Source organism: Amycolatopsis sp. NPDC043889, assembly GCF_056435645.1.
Window position 1 is genome coordinate 224207 of the sequence record NZ_JBWKEC010000008.1, and the last position, 21041, is coordinate 245247.

General features: G+C 68.1%; 25 protein-coding genes. All 25 read right to left on the minus strand.

From position 1 onward, the window contains the following. Positions 1–54 precede the first annotated feature (54 nt). The 25 genes from AC0685_RS18320 to AC0685_RS18440 all read right to left on the minus strand — a co-directional run bounded on the left by AC0685_RS18320 (position 55) and on the right by AC0685_RS18440 (position 20966). The gene (locus AC0685_RS18320) at positions 55–1476 is read right to left on the minus strand and encodes a hypothetical protein (protein WP_478226597.1); all 1422 of its coding nucleotides are present in this window, start codon (positions 1474–1476) and stop codon (positions 55–57) included. 16 nt (positions 1477–1492) lie between these two features. Further along, complete coding sequence (locus tag AC0685_RS18325) at positions 1493–6400, minus strand: aggregation-promoting factor C-terminal-like domain-containing protein (protein WP_478226598.1); 4908 nt, start codon at positions 6398–6400, stop codon at positions 1493–1495. A gap of 24 nt (positions 6401–6424) precedes the next feature. Next, positions 6425–6670, minus strand: a complete 246-nt coding sequence (locus AC0685_RS18330) for a hypothetical protein (RefSeq protein WP_478226599.1) — start codon at positions 6668–6670, stop codon at positions 6425–6427. Positions 6671–6795: 125 nt separating this feature from the next. Beyond that, entirely contained in the window at positions 6796–7137 is a 342-nt protein-coding gene (locus tag AC0685_RS18335) for a hypothetical protein (protein WP_478226600.1), read from the minus strand. 99 nt (positions 7138–7236) lie between these two features. Further along, on the minus strand, positions 7237–7818 hold the full coding sequence (locus AC0685_RS18340) for a phage tail tube protein (protein WP_478226601.1): 582 nt from the start codon (positions 7816–7818) through the stop codon (positions 7237–7239). 66 nt (positions 7819–7884) lie between these two features. Continuing rightward, positions 7885–8280 carry a hypothetical protein gene (locus AC0685_RS18345; protein WP_478226602.1) on the minus strand — a complete coding sequence of 132 codons (396 nt, stop codon included), beginning with the start codon at positions 8278–8280 and terminating at the stop codon, positions 7885–7887. Then, positions 8277–8456, minus strand: a complete 180-nt coding sequence (locus tag AC0685_RS18350; protein ID WP_478226603.1) for a hypothetical protein — start codon at positions 8454–8456, stop codon at positions 8277–8279. The genes AC0685_RS18345 and AC0685_RS18350 overlap by 4 nt, the downstream gene beginning before the upstream one ends. 12 nt (positions 8457–8468) lie before the next feature. Then, entirely contained in the window at positions 8469–8735 is a 267-nt protein-coding gene (locus AC0685_RS18355) for a hypothetical protein (protein WP_478226604.1), read from the minus strand. After that, positions 8735–9097, minus strand: coding sequence for a hypothetical protein (locus tag AC0685_RS18360; RefSeq protein ID WP_478226605.1), 363 nt, complete (start codon positions 9095–9097; stop codon positions 8735–8737). The genes AC0685_RS18355 and AC0685_RS18360 overlap by 1 nt, the downstream gene beginning before the upstream one ends. Next, complete coding sequence (locus AC0685_RS18365; RefSeq protein ID WP_478226606.1) at positions 9094–9627, minus strand: hypothetical protein; 534 nt, start codon at positions 9625–9627, stop codon at positions 9094–9096. Before AC0685_RS18365 ends, AC0685_RS18360 begins: the two co-directional genes overlap by 4 nt. Further along, positions 9563–9850 carry a hypothetical protein gene (locus AC0685_RS18370; RefSeq protein WP_478226607.1) on the minus strand — a complete coding sequence of 96 codons (288 nt, stop codon included), beginning with the start codon at positions 9848–9850 and terminating at the stop codon, positions 9563–9565. Before AC0685_RS18370 ends, AC0685_RS18365 begins: the two co-directional genes overlap by 65 nt. Before the next feature lie 5 nt (positions 9851–9855). Next, positions 9856–10056: a hypothetical protein gene (locus AC0685_RS18375; protein ID WP_478226608.1), complete on the minus strand. Its 201-nt coding sequence runs from the start codon at positions 10054–10056 to the stop codon at positions 9856–9858. Between the two features lie 95 nt (positions 10057–10151). Then, positions 10152–11495: a phage major capsid protein gene (locus AC0685_RS18380; protein WP_478226609.1), complete on the minus strand. Its 1344-nt coding sequence runs from the start codon at positions 11493–11495 to the stop codon at positions 10152–10154. A 149-nt stretch (positions 11496–11644) separates the two neighbouring features. Beyond that, on the minus strand, positions 11645–12445 hold the full coding sequence (locus tag AC0685_RS18385; protein ID WP_478226610.1) for an HK97 family phage prohead protease: 801 nt from the start codon (positions 12443–12445) through the stop codon (positions 11645–11647). Continuing rightward, positions 12445–13707, minus strand: a complete 1263-nt coding sequence (locus AC0685_RS18390; RefSeq protein WP_478226611.1) for a phage portal protein — start codon at positions 13705–13707, stop codon at positions 12445–12447. The genes AC0685_RS18385 and AC0685_RS18390 overlap by 1 nt, the downstream gene beginning before the upstream one ends. Continuing rightward, positions 13707–13994: a hypothetical protein gene (locus AC0685_RS18395; RefSeq protein ID WP_478226612.1), complete on the minus strand. Its 288-nt coding sequence runs from the start codon at positions 13992–13994 to the stop codon at positions 13707–13709. Before AC0685_RS18395 ends, AC0685_RS18390 begins: the two co-directional genes overlap by 1 nt. 12 nt (positions 13995–14006) lie before the next feature. Continuing rightward, entirely contained in the window at positions 14007–15749 is a 1743-nt protein-coding gene (locus AC0685_RS18400; protein ID WP_478226613.1) for a terminase large subunit, read from the minus strand. Between the two features lie 64 nt (positions 15750–15813). Then, entirely contained in the window at positions 15814–16428 is a 615-nt protein-coding gene (locus tag AC0685_RS18405) for a hypothetical protein (RefSeq protein WP_478226614.1), read from the minus strand. Between the two features lie 272 nt (positions 16429–16700). Next, positions 16701–17165, minus strand: coding sequence for a phage terminase small subunit P27 family (locus tag AC0685_RS18410; RefSeq protein WP_478226615.1), 465 nt, complete (start codon positions 17163–17165; stop codon positions 16701–16703). Positions 17166–17169: 4 nt separating this feature from the next. Next, positions 17170–17736: a GTP cyclohydrolase I gene (gene folE, locus AC0685_RS18415; RefSeq protein ID WP_478226616.1), complete on the minus strand. Its 567-nt coding sequence runs from the start codon at positions 17734–17736 to the stop codon at positions 17170–17172. Then, positions 17733–18467 (minus strand): 7-carboxy-7-deazaguanine synthase QueE, encoded by a 735-nt coding sequence (locus AC0685_RS18420; protein WP_478226617.1) that lies wholly within the window; start codon positions 18465–18467, stop codon positions 17733–17735. The genes folE and AC0685_RS18420 overlap by 4 nt, the downstream gene beginning before the upstream one ends. After that, positions 18464–18904 (minus strand): 6-pyruvoyl trahydropterin synthase family protein, encoded by a 441-nt coding sequence (locus AC0685_RS18425; RefSeq protein WP_478226618.1) that lies wholly within the window; start codon positions 18902–18904, stop codon positions 18464–18466. Before AC0685_RS18425 ends, AC0685_RS18420 begins: the two co-directional genes overlap by 4 nt. Then, positions 18905–19246, minus strand: coding sequence for a hypothetical protein (locus AC0685_RS18430; RefSeq protein ID WP_478226619.1), 342 nt, complete (start codon positions 19244–19246; stop codon positions 18905–18907). Next, complete coding sequence (locus tag AC0685_RS18435) at positions 19243–20136, minus strand: hypothetical protein (protein ID WP_478226620.1); 894 nt, start codon at positions 20134–20136, stop codon at positions 19243–19245. Before AC0685_RS18435 ends, AC0685_RS18430 begins: the two co-directional genes overlap by 4 nt. Further along, positions 20133–20966 carry a ParB N-terminal domain-containing protein gene (locus AC0685_RS18440; protein ID WP_478226621.1) on the minus strand — a complete coding sequence of 278 codons (834 nt, stop codon included), beginning with the start codon at positions 20964–20966 and terminating at the stop codon, positions 20133–20135. The genes AC0685_RS18435 and AC0685_RS18440 overlap by 4 nt, the downstream gene beginning before the upstream one ends. Positions 20967–21041: the final 75 nt, after the last annotated feature.

Sequence of the window (21041 nt, forward strand, 5' to 3'; positions counted from 1 at the left end):
CGAGAGCGATCCGGGCCTGGGTGGACAGCGGCCACATCGGAGCCCACCTCTCCGTCAGACGGCGAGTTCGCTGGGTGCTTCGACCTCGTGGAACGGTGCGGTGAGGATGCGGGTCTGCTGGTAGGCGCGGCGGTTCCCGGCGTCCTCGGTGAGGTCGCCGAGCGCGAGCCACATCCCCGCGCCGTATCCGAACTCGGCCGGGGTGCGCAGATAGACGGGCTGGAGGTCGGCGAACAGGTCCATCAGGTGGTCGCGTTCGCGGAAGGAGAGGGCGCCGATCGTGAGGTCGCCGGTCGTGGCGCGGCGTTGCGCGGAGGACACGATGATCGGGTGGGTCGCACCGACGGGATAGAAGATCCCGCGCGCGGCCTCGCGGGTGCGGGACGGGACCGAGCCCACGTGGACGGTGACCGGCTTACCGGGCCGGGACGGGTGTGTGAGCCAGGTCTGGCCCAAGCTAAGGAGGGTGGCGCTCTGGCTGGTCATCGTGCCGCCGGTGGGTGCCGGGTTGACCAGCCGGTACCGGATCGGGACGTCGAGAGGGCATTCGGCGTCGTCCAGGACGAGAAGCGGAGCCACTGTGGACTCCGACAGGCCGGCGGATCCGACCCACGTCCCGCCGTAGACCGAGCCGTCGAAGAACCTTCCGGACGTCCTGTGTGTCTCGACGGTGATCCCGTCGAGTCCGAGGACCGCGCCCGCGGGCAATCCGTCCACGAGGACTTTCATCGTCGGGGTAACCGCTCCCGCTGGCGGGGCGAGCGTGACGACGTGGCGGGCGAACTGCCCGATCGAGACGTTGACCTGGTCGGCGGTGAGGTCCGCACTCGCCGGGGGAAGGGCCACGCCCCCGGCGGTCGTCCAGGTCACCTGGATGGTGACGGATGCCGGGCGGTGCGAGATCCGCAGGTCCAGGCCGATCGTCACCTCAGGCCCATACGGGACCGAGGTGGGCACGGTGACCCCAGCGGCTCCCGCCTCGGCGATGGTGGCGGTCAGGTACGACGCGCCTCGAGGCGCGGCCGGGTCGGCGACCCGCACCAGGACCGGGTTCCCGGCGTCCGGCACGTAGCCGTGCAACCCGACCTCGACCGAAGGGTTGGTGGCGTAGTTGTACCGGGTCGGTTCGGTCACGGTGATCGGATTCCCGCCGCGTACCGGCCACAATGTCCCGTCGGGGTGCTGGCGGATGAGCTGCACGACCGAGGCGTTCGGCCACCACGCCGTCACCCGCATCACGCCGTCCTGCGGGACGGGCAGGATCGAGATCCCGCCGCCGGGGTACGGGAGCGGGAACACGCTCCCGGCCCAGGCGCGTGAGGCATAGGCGGGCATCGGGTTTGGGATGTACGTCCACTTCGCTGTGCCGCCGGGAATCGGCGGCGGGAGTTCCTGTTCCCCTGGCAGGGAACCGGACTCCGGGCCGACGCCCGAGGCGAATGGATTGCGGGCGTACCCGCCCCGAGCCCACGACATGACCAGCTCCGTCCTGTCAGGCCCGGACGCCTCGGGCGATCGCGGTACCGGTGGCCTGGTCGTGCTGTTCGATCCGGCCGTCCACGAACACGGTGAGGCCGTCGTCCGAGATGGACAGTTCGCCAGTCAGCCGCACAGGTTCGGTGTTACCGGTAAGAGCGCCTATGACGTCGTTCGCCGTGTCGTGCGGAAGGATCAATTCCGGCTTCCCGGTTCCGTTGTAGACCGGGGTGAAACCGGGCTGGAGCCAGCCGCCCTCGTCATACCAGTGGTGCGCCTCCCAGAAGCCTTTCGCTCCGAGCGGTGAGCCGTAGCGGCTGGCGATGTACCGAAGACCCCACTCGGCTTGTCCGGCGGCGGTCGGCTCGACAGGGCCGTGTACGGAGGTCATCTTCTGGAACAGCCCGCGGGCGCTCGACCTCGGATTCGCCGCTGCGGGGTTCCAGCTTGACTCGTGGGAGATCAGCCAGTCCAGCGCGTTCCACTGTGGCCCGGCGCCCCAGCCGTAGCGGCTGGCGACGGCACGGACGGCGGCGACCACATCGGCCGATCCACCCGTCATGGTGGTGGCGAGCAGATGCGAGATCCGGTCAACGGCGAACGCCTTCGCTCCGTCGGCCGCCCGCCGTGTAATGCCTTGGCCGTAGTGGGCGGCGACGTTGCCGGGGAAGTTCCGTCCGGCGTCGTCGATCAGGCGGTACGTGTCGGCGAACGCCCCGTCGACGAGGGCCGCCGGGTCGAACCCGGACCCGCCGGACACGAAGCTTCCGCCGAGTTCGGCGATGTGGAAGGGCATCGGGAACTGGCGGTGGTCCGCACCGGCCGAGGGCGGTCCGAACGCGACATAACCATGGGACCCGCCGCTCTCGGCGTTAATGCCCGCGACGGTCCCGGCGGTGTGACCGGGGCTGCCGTGGGTCACGCCGATCGCGAACGTTCCGCCGATGCCCGGTATGAACCCTGGTGGCGGGCTCGCCGCGCTCACTCCGCCGGTCGACCACTCCCGCCGCGCGTACGGCTTCTGATCCAGGGCGGCCCGTTTGAGCATGGCCTGCCAGCCCGAGCAGTCCGTCCCCTCTGTCGAGGAGCCGCCCCACACGTAGGGGCGCCCGCTCATCGACCGGCCGAAGGTCACGACGCGGGCGATGGCGGCGTTCATGGCGGAGCCGGTGTCGGCGACGAGCCCACCGTCCCGGTAGCCCGGTACCACCTGTGCCCGGCGCAGGTCGTCCCCGAGCAGTCCTTCCAGGCCGGGGAAGTTCCCGTGCAGGGCAGCCAGGTGCGCGGCCCTGATGTTCCCGACACCCCAGGTCTGCACGACCTGCTTGGGCAGTACGTATTCGCCGGGGGTGAGCAGCGCCGGGATCTTGTCGGTGTTCCCGGCGCCCGGAACCGGCCCACCGGACGCGAACCCGATCGGCACGGGGCCGATGGCCTTCCCCAAGGAGAAGTCGGAGTTCAGCTTGTTCCAGGCAGCGACGAGCCCGGAGTTCACCGGCCACTGGAGAATCCAGCGAACGGGGTGGCCCGCGTGCGCCTGCATCTCCGCGAACCGGTCCCGCACCCACGCGGCGGTGAAGGCGACGGCGGTCCTCAGCGAGGCCAGCCCGTTCCCGAGGGCGGTGAAGGCGTTGTTCTGCGCGGTCGCCGACGCCCAGACGACCGCGGAGATCCCCGCCCACGACGCGGACAGATCCGCTTGGAGCCGGAGTTGCCGCGCGGTGATCTCGCCAGCGCGCAGGACACTGTGGCCAGTGATCGCAGTCCAGACCGCGACCGAGGTTGCTTGCAGGGCAAGGAAACTTGCTATAGCGAGGGCGTGTGACTGCGGCAGCAGCAGCGACGTGTGCCGTTCCAGCTCGACCAGTGCCGGCAGAAGCACCGTCGTGACCGTGTCGGCGAGCACCGCCGAGGCGGCAGTGAGTGCTTCGGTAGCCACAGTGGACGCGGCCGGATCCGGCGCGGTGGCTGTGACCGCCGTCGCCGTCGTGGCGGTGCCGACGATCCCGCCGTTCGCGAACCGTCCGACCAGGCCACCCCGCGAGTAGGCGCGTCCCTGCATGGCGGCGGCGTTCGCGGCGAGGATTGCGGCCGGTCCGACCGCGCGCACCAGCTCCGGCACCAACACGGCCTCACCCGGCGACAGCAGCGCGGGCACGGTATCCCGCCCCGGCGCGTAGCCGGGCAGGACACCGCCCCGCGCGAGCCGCAGTTCGGGCAGCTCGTCCACGCCGGGGATCAGCGCTGCGGCCGAGTTGTAGACCTTGCGTAAGCCGTCGTTCCAGATGACGTCGATCACGAACTGGACCGGGGTCTTGATGAACCCGACGATCGTGTCGAACACCCGCTTCGCCGTGTCGGCTAGCAGCTCGAACCCGCGCTTTGCGTCCGCGAGTCGATCGGCGAACCAACCGAAGATCGGCTTGATCACGTGGTCGTAGGCCCACGACAGCGTGCCGGAGATCGCGTCGAACGCGGGCTTAATGGCGCGGTCATACAGCCACGACGCGGCGGCGCCGACCAGCCGGAACGCGAGCACCCAGCCGTCGAAGTACGGCTTGAGCAGCGTGCCCCAGAGCCAGCCGAAGAAATCGCCCAGCGCGCGGAAGGTCGGGCCGAGGGCGTTGACCCACAGCCAGGTCGCGACGTCGGCGACCAGCCGGAACGCGAAGACCCACGCGTCGAAATACGGGCGCAGCAGCGTGTTCCACAGCCAGCCGAAAAACGCGCCCAGCGCAGAGAAAACCGGTTCCAGCACGGTCGACCACAGCCAGGTCGCGACGGCGGCCAGTGCACGGAACGCGACGACTGTCGGTCCGATCAGGACTGTCAGCAGGATCGGCGCGAGGAACGCGGCGGCTTTGCCGATGAAGCCGAAGACAGGTTCGAGGATGTTGGACCACAGCCAGGTCGCGATCTGGCCGAGGAATCGCAGCGCGGCAACGATTCCGTCGAAGGCGGGACGTAGGACGTTCTGCCAGGCCCACAGGGCGGCGGTCTTGATCGCGTCCCACAGGCCGATCCAGAAATCGCGGAAACCGGCCGAGTGGTTCCACAGGTACACGAACCCGGCGACGAGCGCGACGACCGCGGTGATGATCAGCCCGATCACGTTCGCGCGCATCGCCGCGTTCAACCCGTGCTGCGCCGTGGTCAGTGCCTGGACGACGCTGACCACAGTGGACGCGAACATCATCGCCCGCATCGCCACGGACCACGCGCGCATGGCGAGGACACCCGCGCCGAAGGCCGCCAGCAGCGGCCCGAGCGCGGGAGCGAGGAACTGGATTCCTGACGCCAGAAGGGGAATCAGGTCAGCGGCGAGATAGGCGGCGTCGACCAGCAGCGGCGCCAGGGCGATCGCCACAGCGGAAAACGCGGCGGCCAGCGGCGGCAGTGCTGGGCCGAGGACGGTCACGCCCTGGGCCAGGGCACCCAGGACAGCGCGCAGACCGGGTGAGAGACCCACGACCACGTCGTGCACGGTGGTGAAGAACGCGACCAGCGCGCCCGCGCCCTCCGGGGTCTTCAGGAACGCCGCCAGCTCGCCGGACAGGTAGCCGAGGGTGTCCAGAAAGGACCCACCCGAGGTGTTCGCGGCGCTGAACACGGACCCGAGGATGGAGCCGATGTTGCCCGCCACGGCGGCGATATCGCCCAGCAGCGACAGGCCGTTGACCATGATCTGCTGGAGCTGCCCAGTTTCGCGCAGTCGCGCGATCATCTCGCTGAACGCACGGGCTGCCTCGGCCGCGCCGCCGGAGAGGTTCGGGAGCAGCTGCGCGCCCACGGCCGAGATGTCGCGCAGGGCGGGCAGTAGGTTCACTGCCGCCAGGCCGAGTTCCCGCATGGCGATGCCGGAGTCGCCGAGCATCGCGTTCACGTCATCGACGGTGCGGGCCTGTCGGGTGAAGGAGATCGCTTGCAGGGCGGCTGTGTTGTACCCGGCTGCCAGGAACGTCAGCTGCCGGTTGGTGACGGGAAGGTACTGGTTCGCCAGCGGGCGCAGTTCGGCCGACACGTTCTCGAATAGGCGTTGCTGGACCGCGTCCTGCATGGCGGAGAACTGGGGTTTCAAGGCCGCCATCTCGCGCACCAGCGCGGCGGCCGACGGTGCCATGCCGGACAGGGCCTCGTTGAGTTTCTTGGCGTCCCCTTCGGCCACGGCCTTCATCGCGTCGCCCATGCCCCGGACGCCAAGCACGAGCGTGCCCACGGCCGCCGCCCCGGCGAACGCGGCACCGGGCAGGACGAGCGCGGCACCGGAGGCGGTGGCGATAGCGCTGGCCATGCCACCGATCCCGAGCGCGGCGTGGCCGAGCAGGGACACCGCAGCGGCGGCGCTGTAGGCCCCGGCGCCGAACCCGATCATGGACTTGTGCGCACGGCGCAGATTGACGTCATCGACCTTGCGCAGGGCGCCGCCGAGCTTGTCCATCGTGGCCGACGCGTCGTCACCGGAGAGCCGCATGGACTCGGTGGCCTCGGTGGCGTTGCGCTGTGCCCGCTCGTAGTCGCCGGTCGCGACGGTGACCCGCTCCTGCACGCGCGTGTGGTTGCGCTGCGCGGCGGCGAGGCGTTCTTCGGCGGCGGCCACCTGGGACGCCCGAGCACTGCTCTTGGCGCGGACTTCGGCGAGCTGCTGTTCGGCGACGCGGACTTTGCCCGCCGCGTCGGCTTCCTTGTCGCGCGCGGCCTTGAGCTGGTCACCGATCTTCTTGACCTCGGCCTCGGCGGCGGCCATGCCCTCGGCGAGGTTCTGGCCGGCAGTACGCCCGGCCTTCGCCGACGCGGAGTCGAGTTCCTTCGACAGCTGGTCGCCCGCGCGCTTACCCGCGCCACTGGCCTCTTTGGCCAGTACGGTGCCCCAGCGTCGCGCCGAGGGAAGGACCTCGACCCAGTACACCTCGCCGGACTCGGCCACAGTGGACACCTCCCCGCGGGTGCCTCAACCAGTGGCGGCCGACCGATCGGGTTTGAAGGTGTCGAGGTAGGCGATGACGTCTTCGGCACTGCGCCCGGCCCGGTCACCGATCCGGCCTTTGTGCTCATCGCCGGGGCGGGGAACGGGCTTCGGCCGGTGCAAACCCTTCATATGCGCGCCTCGCCCGGTCACGAACGTGCCTTCGGCGACCCGGTCGGCGATGACCGCGAGCAGGTATTCGACGTCCGACCACGCGTGTCCGTGCACCACACGGTGAAATGCGGAGTCGGGCGGTAGGTGCTCGATCAGGACCCGGAGATGGCGCAGGGTGATGTCCCCGCGCCAGAACTCCGCGATCGGATTACGGGGCGCGTAAGTCGCGCAGAGCGCGGCCTCTATCGCTTCCGGCGCTTCGGCGAGGAGGTCCGCCGCCGTGTAGGGCGCCCGTCCTCCTGCTCCTGCCGCATCGTCTGCATGTAGGAGTTGATGGCCAGGATGACGTATCCAGCGCGGCCGCCCTCCTTCACGAACGCCTTGTACTGGTCGGAACCGAGGTAGTACTCGGCCACCTCGACGTCGGAGTCCAGATCGAGCAGGCCGTCTTTCCAGTCGTCGTCGGCGGTGATCGGGTCCATGCAGACCCAGTCCTTGCCCTTGAACACGAACTTGAAGGTGTCGGCGGATCCGGTGGCTTCCTCGCGCTGGGCGAGGATCGCGTCCATATCGATTGTGGACACTCGGGATTCTCCATCCGGTGAGCGGTGGTGAGCAAGAGAAAGGGGACCGATGTGGACCGCTCACCACTTGTCCACATCGGTCCCCGCTTGAGGGGGTCATTACGGCGTGGGAAGTTCCCAACCTTCCTTGAAGACCCGCAGGGCGGAATAGCCGTCAGAGCCGGGGTAGGCGGTGATCGTGACCTCGTAGCCGATCAACGTGTCGGACTTGTAGGTGAGTTCTCCCCGTTCGGTCACCTCGGCCATGGGCAGGAAGACCCGGCGATGGTAGGCGCCGTCGATGACGTCGATCCCGAAGCACCGCAGATCCCGCTTCGGCTTTCCCTTGTCCATGAAGGAAACCACCGCGTCCGGACCGGTGCCGGTCTGCGTCATGTCCTCCTGGCCGACCCGGTAGTACAGGGAGATCGTGTCGAACTTGCTCTCCCACAAAGTGGCCTGATACGTCTGCGTCGCCTTGGTGATCTCCGAGCGGATCGGAGTCGCACTTTGCCACGGCGTGAACTCCTCCTTGTCCTCATCGACCCCTTCCACGATGCCGTCGTCGCTGATGTAGCCGAGGTCGCGCATCGCGGGCGCCCACGGTCCGAGGGTGGTCGCGCTCGGCGCCGTCGTACCCACGGCACCGACGTAGAGCGCTCCGGTCACACCCAGGCGCGCGAGGGTGGAATTCAATGCCACGGGTTTCTCCCTTGTGGTTGCGGAGTCCCCTGGCGAGCGAAAGAGCGGGGGCGGTTCTTTGGTGGGCTAGTCGGCCCGGAGAGTGAGTTCGACGGTTAGCCCGCATCGGCGGACCGCCGCGTTGTAGTCGGGGCGCCACGCCGGTCCGGCTGGTTCGCCCACAGCGGCGACGTGCCCCCACGAGTTGTTCTGCCCGGTCAGCTCGTGCAGGTGCCCAGCCACTGTGGACGCCAGATCGAACGCGGCGGCTCGGGACGCCGCGAACACGTCGACGTCCACACGCGGGCGCCACAGCAGCGGATGCCGGTGGTTCCACGGGCGCGCGTCCTTCGGTCCCGGCAGGGCGGTGACCTGGACTACCGGGAGGTGCCGTTCGAACTCGGCGGGCAGCTCGGCGACGACACGGGTTCCGTCAAGGCGCCCAGCGAGCCAGCTCACGACCAGCGCCTCTACGTCGCTCACTTCTCGCCGGTGGCCTTGATCGCGGGCTTGCGTGCCACGTCGCTCGGGACAGCCTCATCGGCGGCGTAGCGGGCACGTCCTTCGGCGACCATGGTCACGGCCTGGTCGTCGTCCACGGTCACGGTCTTGCCGACCTGGGTGTGGTCGGGGTGGAACGCGATGATCACTCGGGCCACGGGGATCTCCTTCTACTTGCTGCCGATCGCGCGGCCGAGCGCACGATGGCGAGGAACTTCTTTCGTGCCGAACTCGCCGAACGGGTCGTTGTGGACCACGCGGGCGTAGCTGCGCCCCTTGGGGCGGATGCCTTCCTCCACGGTCACCTCGGCGTCGACCCTCGCGGCCGCGAGGTTCGCGCGAGTCCGGGTAGCGACTCCTTCGGCCACGCCGCGCAACCGGGCGCGCAGGCCGGGAAGGCGCATGAGTGCGCGGAATTCGCGGTTCGTCAGAGCCATCAGCCAGTCACCTTCTCGATGTCGACTTCGCAGTGATGTACCGAACCGGGGCGGATCGGATGGGGCCATCGGGCGATTTCGCCGACGACCTCGCAGGTCCGGCCCGCCCACGCGATCCGGTCGACCGGGGTCACGTCGAGGTCCATCCCCGCCGGGGTGTAGATCCGCCACCCCGTGGTCACCATCGAGCGGGCGTCGCTGGTGGTCCGCGAGGCGCTGGTGGCCTCCGTGGACGAACGCGGCTGGACGCACACCCCCGCCACGACCGTGCGAGTGCCAGCGTCGTAGTCCAGGACGTCCGAGCCATACCGGTCCCGGCTGATCGCAGGGCGGATGATCGTGATGGTGTCACCGAAGATCACGGCAGGTCCCCGCGGTTGAGCCGGTACCGGTCTACTGCCCGTGTCCAGGACGAGGGCATCGTTCCGGTCGGGCTGGCGAACGCAACGGACTCGCCGCCCACGGTCATCGAGGTCAGGCCCGGTTGGACGGTGAGCAGGTACCGGGCTTCGCCGATGACTGCCTCCGAGATCTCCTCCGGGATGGGCTCGTACCCGTGGGTGTAGACGACGCGGACCGAGTCCAATTCGTCCGGCCATCCGGGCTTGCGGCGCAGTAGCCCGGAGCGTGACCAGGTGAAATCCGTGACACGGGTCCCCTGGACTTCGACCAGGCTCACTGCGACGACGGGCGCTGCGGGCAATGCCAGGACGGTGCCGCCATGCCCGTCGAGCCGTACTTCGTCATCGGCCACACGCGACACGGGATGGCGTACCTCTCCCCGGAACCGCGCTGACGCGGCGGTCAGCGCGTCCTTTACCGCTTGGTCATCGGCGGGCCGGTTCATCCAGCGGGCCAGGACGGCGGCGTCGGCCAGCGGCGGGAGAGGCATCGTCGGCCTCCTCCATGCCAGGTGCGCGTAGCACGTCGAGGCCGAGGAGCATCGGCAGGAACGGCGGATTGCTACTGCCGGCGGAAGTCCCGGCCACGTCGCCGGTCTCGATGAACCGGGCGATCATGAGCAGGTCGTCCACGAGCGGCTGGTCATCCAGCGCCCGCGCGGCGGCGGCCACACAGGACACCCGCGTCTGCTGGGCTGCGGTGAGCGAGTCCATTCCGGCTACTCGCTGTCCTTGTTGTGAGCCGCGCGAGCCTTGTTCGGCGGGTCGGTGCGCTGCTTCGCTCCGGGCGCGACCTCGGGCTCGGGGGCGGGGACGGGCTCGACGAGGACGCCGCCGAGCCGCGCGGCGTCCTCCTCGGACAGGTTCATGGTGGTCGGGTGGCCGTTGACCGTGACGCGGTACTCGCGTAGCTCTGCCATGGCTGGCGCCTCTCCTGTTCGTTCGTCTACGCCGGTGGTCGACGTGGTTGTCCCGCAAGAGAAGTCGCGGCTTCCGCAGACGGGACAACCACACATCAGACGAGGGTGACCTTGCAGAACGCGGACGGCTGAATGATGCCGAAAGCTGCGCGCATCTCGGCCAGGATGGCCGCGAGGTTGCGGACGAAGAAGTCCGCGTGGCTGTCGGTCACGGTCACCGACGCCTGCTGGCGGTCCCACAGGATGGCCTTGCGGAAGTCGCCGACCCACGCCTGTCCCGGTGTGGCGGCTTCGGACTCGATGACCGGCAGCCCCCACAGCGGCGCAGTGCCATTCGTGGCGCTGGGGCCGCCGAAGTAGAACCGGCCGTCCATGTCCGAGATCTCGTCCATGGCTTCGAGGTCCAGCGGGTGGATGACGACGCCGTTGGCGACCGAGCGGCCCGCGATCCGCACCTTCGTCTTCGCGCGCCGGACCGCGAGGAACTTGCCGAACCCCGGCGGCTTCCCGGCTGGGTCTGCGACAGCGGGCTGAGTCTGGGTCCCGGACACGTTGGCCAGTCCCTCGAAGTCCTCGCCAACGCCCGTTCCGGCGATCATCTGGTCTTCCAGCTCTTCCTCAAGCCCGACCTCGAGGAAATTGTCGATGAGGGTCCGGACCTGCGCAGCATCGCTGAGCGCCCGCTTGGTGACCGGCATCCAGTGCGCGATGGTCCGCACGGGCGTGGTGACCCTGACCGTGGAGAACCCGGACTCGGGCTTCACGCCCGCCTGGGCGGGTGTGACCGCCGGGTCGCCCGAGCCCACGGGGGCCGAGGTGGTGGCCTCCGGGACCGGGGCGGCCCGGTTGGACCAGCCGGTGATGCGGGCGTACTCGACCTGGTCAGAGGTCGTGGTGCCGCCGGTGACGAGCTGCCGCAGTGTCAAGGGACGGAAGAACTGCTCCGGTCCTACCAGGACACCCCGGTAGTCCTCCCGCCGGAATGCGCCGCCCGAGGTGGGGCTCAGTCCGGTGACGAGTTCCTTGACCCCGAGCGGGCGGCTCTGGACACGCATGTCCTTGGCGAACTGGCCGTTCGGCGCGGACCGCAGCATGTCCTTGTACTGCTCGGAGGTGACGAACGTTTCGCCGATGCTGGTCCGGGTGCCCTTATAGCCGTCGCGGTCGGCCTGCTCGCGGCGGGTCTTCTCTTCGGCCTGCGCGTCGGCCAGGCCCACGGCGTCGCCGAGATCCTGGATGGCGTCGCGGACCGCGTTGTCGGCCTTCGCGGCGTCCAGCGCGCGCTTGGCGTCCTGGGCCTTGCTCATCGCGGCGGTGACCGTGGTCCGCTCGTCGTCAGTGAAGTCGCGCGATTCCTCTTCGGCTTTCGCCGCGATGGACTTCGCGTCGTTCAGGTGCTTCTTCAGCTCGTCGGCGAGCTGGGAAATCTTGTCACTCAAGGGAAATCCTCAGTTCGTGCGCACGCGCAGACGAAGAGAGGCGGTTCCCGTGCCGAGCTGGCGTCCACCGTCGAGATGACGGGAGCGCGGGCGGGGTCGGGCGTGGCCGTGATACGTCAGGCTATTCGGGTGGGTGTGGCGGTGAGCGGTTAGGACTCGGCGTCCAGCAGAGCCAGCGAGGCCCGCAGGCGGACCGAGCTGGCCTCCGTGGACGATGCCGCGTCGGGTGGCGCCGGCGGATCGGGCCGGGCGTCTTCCGGCGAGGTCGCGGCCTTCTCGTCCTCGTCCTCGTCGTCACTATCCAGGCTGGACAGCACAGATTCGATGGCGGCGGCCCCGTCGGCGATCTTCGCCAGGGCCGTGCGGAGATCGGTCGTGTTCTTCGCCGACAGCTCCAGATCCGCCTTCGCGGGCGGGGTCTCGGGCTGGGCGGGGGCGGGCGGGTTCTTCACGGTAAGCAGCTCGGTGTCCTGGTTCGCGCCGATCAGGGTGGGGCCGACCTCGTAGAGCTTGAGTTTGCGCAGTTCGTAGTAGCTCTCGTCGCCGTCCTCATCGCTGGTCTTCTCGATCCAGCCGCCCTCCAGCACGTCATAGGCGAACGAGAACTGCCGGACCCGACGGCCTTTCAGCAGGCGGTAGATCTTGCCCGCCTTCGGCTCGTCGAGGTCGATACGGGCACGGACCCATAGGCCCTCCTCCCGTTCTTCGGCATCCTCGACGTAGCCGATGTGGTAGTCCGGGTCATGGGACATGTGCGACCACAGGACGGGGATCGGGTCACCGGAGGCTTTCCACTCGGCGAGGGTGTCGGCGAACGCTCCGGGCACGATCTTGTCCCCGACACTGTCCACGTTGTACGCGGCCACGATGGCCTCGAAAACGCCGTCCGGGGTGCCGTCCTGTTCCCCGGCCGCCTTGATCCGGACCGGGCACGTCTTCGTCTTCCTCATCACGCGGCGCCCTCCAGGAGTTTCGTGGCAGCGGCGAGTACGGCTTTTGGCTCGGGGGCGCTGTCGGTCGGCGAGGCTTGGCCGCCGGTCAGCACGTTCAGCGGGGTGACCAGCTCGTCGCCGCCCTCGACCTGCGGGAGGTTCACGCGGGAGCGGGCCTCGTTGCGGGTCATCCACGGCGCTCCGACGCTGGTCTGGAGCTGGGCTGCCTGTTCCTCGAAGGAGCCGCGCAGCTTCTCGGCGAGATTGAATTCGAGGTAGAGGTCTTGGGAGTCCGGGAAATCCGGGAGAAGTTGTAGGCCGAGTTCGTCGGTGATCATCGTCAGCCACGGGCCGAGCGTGTCCTGATAGAGGTGCTTGTGCTGTTCCTGGATGTTGCTGTAGGTCGCGTGGTCCAGGATGCCGACCATGGGCAGCGGAATGTGGTAGGCCGATGCGACCTCTTCCCGCGTGAGCTTGCGGGCTTCGATGTACTGCGCGGCTTCCGGCGTCACCGACGCGGACACCCATTCCATGCCGTCCTCAAGGATCGGCGTGCCGCCCGCCCTCGCGCCGCTCCCGGTGTACTGCGCCTGCCAGCCCCGGCGAAACCGCTCGCGAGCGTCCTCGCCCCAGTCCGGCGCCTCCAGCGGCCGCTTGAGGTAACCCGCGAGCCTCGCTCCGTTGCGCCACAGCTGTTCGCGGTACTGCCCGGCCTGGAACTCTTCGGACAAGATCCGCCGCAGGGTCTCCATCGGCGAGCAACCCCAGCGAATGTCCAGCGGGTTATAGCCACGGAAGTGGACGACCTGGGCGGCGGGAATGTCGCGGTGTCCGGTGGTTCCCCGGTACCTGTAGGTCTCGACCGCGAATTGGCTGCTGGAGATCGGGGTGACGAACCGCGGATCTAACCGGACGAGTCCCACACCGTCGACCTTCGCGAGGATCGCGTTGTCGTAGATCGCGAGGTCCGACACCAGCGCCTCGATCAACCGGTAGCGGGTGGTGAACCCGTTCGGCCTGGACAACAGAGACGTGATCGGGTGGTCGGTCAGCCGCGTACGGTCCACATCGGACTGGCGCTGGTACAGGTGCAAACCGAGTTGAGCGATGTTGCGCGCGAGGAAAGAGACGACCGTCCGGACCTGCGGCTGCGTCTTCCAGATCGTGGCGTAGTCCTGTGCGAGGCCGTCGGCGAGCATGACCGCTCCACCTACAGGGATCGTCGCCGTCTGGTACTGGTGGACCGATTCGAGAATCCCTTGGGAGACCACGAAAGCCATCAGGACCCCACGATCTGGACCCAGTTGATACGGTCGCGCTCGATCACCACATCGCCGTCCATCCGGACGGGTTCCCTGCCCGGCTGGACGAGTTCAGCGGATCGAAGCAGGACCAGCCTCCGGTGTGTGAGCCACAGGACACCTGTGACGGCCTGATCGTCCACAAGGTTCACCACGACCCGACGGCGCGACAGCGTGCGACGGGTCCGGATTTCCTCGACACCACACCAGATCGCGACCGTCGCGAGGACGGCGACGATCGCGGAGAGGACTACCACCAGCAGCATCGACCCGACCCCCTACACGATTTCGAGGTCGCCGTCGTCGTAAGCGCTGCGGCGAGGCGGGGTGTAGTGGACGGCACGGTCCAGGGCCATGATCGCAGCGACGACGCCGTCGATTTTGTCGCCGCTGTTTCGCTTGCTGGGCTTGACGTTCCCGGCCGCGTCCATTTCGACGGCAAGATTGTCAACCTGCCAGCGAAGAGCAGGGTTCCCACCGTGCCGGAGCCGGGGCGCCTCGGCGGTCCCTTCGAGGGCGAGCCGCTGGAATTCCTTGGTGGGGCTGGACATGGTGGCGAAGCCCTGGCGCATCTTCGCCATGGGCACGCCGTCGCCGAGCAGGTCAGTCACCAGCTGGGACGCGTTCCAAGGGTCGTATGCGATCTCGCGGACCAGGAAGGTTTCGCGATCGGCGTTGATCTGGGCGCGGATGTAGTCGTAGTCGGCAACGTCGCCGGGGGTCACGGTGAGCAGGCCACGTTGAGCCCACGCGGAAGCTTCGCCCGCTGTGCGGCGGTCCAGGGCTTCCAGCGCTCGCTCCGGGCACCACAGGCGCCACAGCAGGTCGTGTCCACCGGTACCGTCGGGGAAGCACCAGCACAGGGCGCACAGGTCGCTGGTGGACGCGAGGTCTAGCCCGCCGTAGCAGCTGGCCCCGACGAGGCGCCGTTCGTCCACGATGGACGCGTTACGGTCCCAGACGTCGAGGTCGAGGTAGCGGGTCTGCTGACGGGTCCGGATTCCCAGGTGCAGGCGCAGGAACTTCGCGAGGTCGACCGGCGAATTGCGGGCCTCCTTGGCCGCATTCTCCAGGTAGGACTTCGACGGCGAGATCCCGTAACCGGGGTTGGCCTTCTTCCACGTGGACTCGGCGAACGGGTCGTCGTTCTCGTCGGCCGCCCACACGACCCCGTACATCGAAGGATCCCGGAGGGCTCCGCGCGCGATCTGTTCGACGTAGTGCCGGCGCCGGGCGTAGATGGTGGTCGTCCGGCCGTCGTCGGCGGTCGTGATGGTGAAGACAAGCGGCTGCGTCCGCGAGCCCGTTCCGGTCTCGACCGCTTCCACGAGGTCCGCGGTCTTGTGGACGTGAAGCTCATCGATGATCGCGCCGTGCACGTTCGCGCCGTGCAGCAGATCAGCCATCTTGGACACGACGGCGAAGTAGGAACCGGTGGGCTGGTGAATGATCCGGCTCTGCAATGCCTTCACATACGGAGACAGCGCCGGGGACTTCTGCGCGAGCTGCCGGACCGGGTCGAAGCAGAACCGCGCTTGGTCCCGACCCGACGCGACGGCGTAGACCTGTGCGCCCTGCTCGTGGTCGGCACAGGTGAGGTAGGTCGCGAACCCACCGGAGAGCGTGGTCTTGCCGTTCTTGCGGGGGACGTCGACGTACACGCGGCGTGTGACGCGAACCCAGTCGCCGTCAGCGTCGCGGTACACCCAGCCGAAAACGGGCGCCAGAACGTAGGCGACCTGCCACGGGTCGGGCCTCAGTGGCTGCCCGGCCCACTTCCCTTGCGTGTGACGCAGCCGTGAGAAGACGTCCAGCACCCGGTCCACACGGGCCGGATCGAACCGGGCACCGCGCCGGACACTGCCCTCGGGGGTCTTGATGGCGGGCGGGCAGTCTGGGAGCGGGATACCGCGGGAGCGCAGGTACCAGCCGACCTCCGGAGAGATCCGGAGACGGTCCAGGGTGGCGCGGGACGGTGCGCGCTTGGCCCGCGCCCGCGAACGGGTTGCCTGCGTCGCCACTGCCGCCCTCGTTCCTTCGCACGAACGGGAGCGTGTGCGGGTAAGGGCGGCAGTGGCGAGTCGCTTACATCATTCCTCGGGCGCGTTCAACTGCACTGTCTAGCATCGCGACCACGTCTTGCAGCCCAGACGCATTGTTGGCGGCCCGATCCAGCATGGCTGCGCTGTCACGAAGGTGCGACAGGTCACGTGCCGCGAGAAACAGTTGTGAAGCGGTGTCCGGTAGGTGCGTGAGATCATGCGCGGCGGCGCCAAGCATATTGACTGCGTCAGGGTCGAGGACCGACCCTGACCTGCGCAGCTCCTTTATTTCATCGTTCAATTCGCGAATTAGGGCAGCCGCTTCGGCGTCGGTTTTTTCAAGTCGGTTCAAAGTTGCGCGGATGTCGCGATTCTGTTCGTCGACCGCTCCGGATATTCGGTCGACCAGCTCATCCTCGCTTACGTCTCGCAGTCCCTGAAGGCCATCGTAGAGCCCAAATTCACGCTCGCCTTTCCATTCTTCGAGGACTTCGATCGTGAATCGTGCGCCAGCTCCCGGCTCGTCGATCGTGTCATGGTGCGGCTTGCAGAGGAAGAGCAGGTTCTCAAAGGCATCGACTTTTGTCTTTGATATACCAGGAACGTATCGTTCCGCTGCCGCCTCGTCTGATCGAATGTGTGCAATTTGCAGGTTCATTCGATATCGATCTTCGACTTTCCTAAGCAGGGGCTCCGTACAGCCTGGACCCCAGTAGCACCTGCCCTGCCCGAACAAAATAAGCGCGGCGCGGTCGCCAACTGTGTAGTTGCGTGGTGGCACGACTTACCCTCCCTGAATGTGCGGTCACCCAGGTGATACACCTGACCACCGACAGTTCAGCCTCAGAAGGCAAGCTAGCTCACCACATGCCACCCGATCGGCCTAGCGCCCTTTCATTGGCGCTGGTCGAAGCATCGTGGTGTTGGCTGCTAGCCCGCGCCCGCGAACGGGTTGCCTGCGTCGCCCCTGGCCCCGTCCTTCTGCTCGATCCGGGTCCGCGCGGACGGGGTGAGCCCGAACTCTTGCGCGAAAGCCCTGATCACGTGCGCAGAATCCCGCTGGATGATCAGCGCGGGGTTGCGCACGAAGCCGCCGTGGAGTCCTTTCTGAAGGACACCGCTTTTGGCCACGAGCGCCGAGGCGCGGCGGTGCGCGACCACGGCTTCGCAGTAAACGAGCAGGGTGTCCCGGTCGCAGGCGTGGGCGATGCCCATCGCGTCCAGCTCGGACACCGTGTAGTCCCAGATCTCCCGGACCGCGTCGGCCACATCATCCGGACACTCCGGACGTCCCGAGCGCGGGATGGGTTCGTGGTGGTTGTACCGCTCGGTGTGCTTGTCGCCCTCGATGATGCGCAGGGCGGTCGGCTTGGGCGGTACTCCGCGTCGGCCCACGTGATCAGCCTCCCCGGTGCATCTCCCAGAGCTGGTCGCGCAGCTCGGCGTCCGTGGCGAAGCGGCCGGTCAGGCTGGTGGTCACCATCGACGCGCCCTGCTTGCGGATGCCGCGCTGGGTCATGCATCCGTGTTCGGCGCGGACCAGGCACGCCGAGCCTTCGGTCTTGAGGTGGGCGTCGAGGGCGTCGGTGATCTGCCAGGTCAGCTGTTCCTGTACCTGGAGCCGGTGGGCGAACATGTCGAGCAGGCGCGGGAGTTTCGAGAGCCCGACGACCGGGGCGCCCGCGACCGGCAGGTATGCGATCGTGGCGGTACCGGTGAAGGGCATCAGGTGGTGGGCGCAGACCGAAGTGAAGGAGATGCCGGTGACGGCGATCAGGCCGTCGGCGCGGTCGACTGGGAACGTCCGCGACAGCAGCTCGGCCGAGTCGTGCCCGTAGCCGGAGGTGAGTTCATTCCAGGCGCGTGCGACCCGCGCGGGCGTGTCGGCCAGGTTCGGGTCATCGGGATCAAGCCCGCGGTCGCTCAGCCACGAGCGGATGCCGGAGATCAGGGCGTCGGTGCTCATCGTCGTCTTTCCTTCCCCCATAACAAGGTGTGCAGCCGGGTGCCGAGGTTGAAGCCGTGCCCGATCGCGGGTTCGGCCACGGCCTTGCCGTGGAACACGACCTGATCGATGTCGGTACCTTCCGGCGAGATCCACACCGTCGCGGGCGGGATGCCGTAGCGGTGGGCCAGCTCGGCGGCTTCGTCCACATCGTCCGGACCGGCGCACACGAACTTGAAGACCGCGCGCCCCGACGCGACCAGGGCGGCGAGTGCGTCCGGGCGGATCCGCTTCTCCAGCGGGTCGCCGGAGTGCGTCAGCTTCGGGGAGCAGTTGAACCGGGCGCCGGAGGCCAGAGTGTCGGCGGAGGGCGCGATCGTGCCGTTGGTCTCGACCTCGATATCCGCCCCGGCGTTCGTGAGCGTGTCGAGCAGGACTGTCCATCCGGGCTGGTTTTGGTGCATCAGCGGCTCACCGCCGGAGATGACGACCAGGTCGGGACTGCCGGCGAGAGCCCGCGCGGCGATCGCGTCGACGGGCAGGCGCCGCAACTCGGCGCGAAGGTCGTAGCGGGAGCTGTCCCAGGTGTAGGCGGTGTCGCACCAGGAGCAGGAGAGATTGCAGCCCCCGAGCCGGACGAAGCTCGCGCGGCGTCCGGTGGTCGGCCCTTCCCCCTGGATGGTGGGGCCGAACACCTCGGAGACCACGAGCGTATGCGTGTCCGTTGTGGCCGGTGTCCCGGTGGTCGTCATGGCGCCCTCCATCCAGCCCGGTTCACGTGGGTTTCGCGGACGTCGACGGCGGTCACGCGGGTCCCGGCGGCGTGCGGGACTTCGGTCAGCAGGGTCGCGGTGATCTCGGCGAAGTGGTGGGCAACGGCTTCGACGGTCGGCCAGCCGGGCATGACGTAGACCTTGCAGCCCTCTGTCCGGAGTGGCTGGACGAGCGGGTCGTCCGGCCCGAGGAGGACGCCATGGTCGAAGTGCTGGTCGATCCAGCCACGCACGGCCTTCTTGAACTGGCCGAACTCGACCACGATCCCGTCGACGGGCAGGGCGGGGGCTGTGACGGTCACCTCGGCCCACCACGAGTGCCCGTGCAGCGAGACGCATTTGCCGGGAAGGTGCGGGAGCCGATGCGCGGTCTCGAAGTTGTGGTCGATCGTCACAGTGGCGGTGCCGTTGTCCATTCAGGCCACCGCCGTCAGGGCCGCGCCGGACTCGCCGTCCTCGGACACCTCGATCCGCACGGGGCTCAGCTGATACCCGTCTTCCAGGACATTCCACAAGTCCTGTGCGAGGTCTTCGCAGCTCGCGGTCCCGCACTCGCGGGCTCCGGGTCCCCACCACGCCCGGATGACGTCTTGCAGGTCATGGAACTCGAGGTACCGGTCATTGTGTTCCACAGCGACGTGCGCGGTGATGTGGAAGGTGTGGCGGTGCCGGTCGGCCAGATAGGACCGGAGTCCGGTAGCTTCCGGCCAGCGGTGGAAGCCGGGGGCGGTCACGGTGGTCCACACGGTCACGGTCACGACGGCATCAGCTCGCCTTCACTGGGGTTGCGTTCGGGGTGCGCCGGGGCGCCGAGTTCGGTGTGCAGGGCGTGGAGCGCCTGCCAGACCTGGTTGGTGTGGTCCATGACGTCGGCGTGCATCTGGCACGCCTCGTCCCGGTTCGCGCCCGGCCCGTAGAGGAAGCGGTGGCCCATCTCGCCGAGGCGCCGGAGCGCGGCGGACTCGGTGCGCACCGCCGGGTACCGAAGGCTGTTCAGCCAGGACGACGAGTCGCAGGAGTCCGGCGGGCACGGCAGGCACCATTCGCACGCGGACAGTCCGAGCACGTGAATCCACAGGTCCGGGTATTGGCGCCGTCGTTCCCACATCGTGTGCAGGAGCCGGATACGCGTCGGGTGGTTGGCCTGGACGATGTTGCCGAAGCACATGCGGTCGTAGCCGCGGGCGAGGTCATCGAAGTAGTCCCAGCCGTCATTGAGCGGGTGGTACACAGGGATCGGGTTCAGCCCGAGGCCGTGAAGACGCTGGCGGGTGCGGATCTTGTTGTCCCGGCCGCCCTGGTCCAGCTCGATGTAACCCCAGAGCCGGTCTTCGTACCGTGTGGCCAGTTCGACGTACCGGTCGAAGAGCCGGTCGAACCCGGTAATTTCGTCCGGGGGCAGCGATAGCGCCTCGTCCATCGTGCAGCCGGTGGCGCGCTTGTGCTCGTTGGTGAGGTTGAAGATCCCGCTGTCCAGCAGGATCACGTGCCCCTCGTCCAGGAGCCGGACCATGCGCTGTTCCTGGCTACGGTGGTAAAGGTCGTTGACCGCGAGCAGCAGATGACGCGGATAGGCCGAGGAATCCCCAGCGGCGAAGTAGATCGGGGCGGCGCTGCGGTCGAACGTTCCGCCGGCAGTACGGATCACGCCGCACGCCCCGAAGCCGAAGTGGACACCAGCACCGGTTCCTCCCCGGAGATCCGCTTCCACTTCGTCAGCAGCCACCCCGCCAGGTACGGCAACGGCTGCACCATGACCACGCGGTGCGTGTGGGCCTTGTCCGTCCAGGGCGCCAGCATCGTCGGGTAAGGCCAGAACAGGTCGCCCTCGCCGAGCAGTGGCGTCCATAGTGGCCAGCCCTTGTGGACGTCTGCGACCACCAGGACGTGACGGCCGACGTTCCAGACCTGTCCCGTCTCTGTGTCGTAGTCGGGTTCGCCCACGGTCACTCCGGCCAGCCGGAGCGCGTCTCCTTTGTCCAGTGGCGCCTCACCCGCTCCATCACCGTCGTCGTCGGTCTCGGCGGTGAGCGCGTCTTCCAGAGCGGCGAGGTCGTCGGCCTCGTAACCGGTGAGGTCCAGCATTTGGGCTTCGCCGAGGTCGTGCAGCATCTCCCCGAGCAAGTGGTCATCCCAACCGCCCTTGGCTGTCAGCTGGTTCGACGCGATCAGGTACGCCTCGGCGTCGTCGTCCGAACGCGATGCCCAGCCCCGGATGACCGGCATCAGCCAGCGCCCGTCGTCATCGACCCGCACGCCTTCCGGGGCGTCGCGGCCTTCCTCGGCCCACTCGCGCAGCTGGAGATACCGGCCGTGCCCGGCGACGAGACGACCGGTGCGCTCGTCGATGAGCGGCAGCTCGGCGAGTCCAAAGTGGCCGATGCTGCGGGCGATGCCCACGGTGTCGTGCTGCTTCGCGTTGCGGACAGCCGGTACGACGTCATCGACCGCCACGTACTCCACGTATCGCTCGCTCACCGGTCCCCGCCCTTGCTCCAGCACTGAATGGCGATCATCGGACTCCTGTCTGTGAACGCTCGAATGGCTCAACGA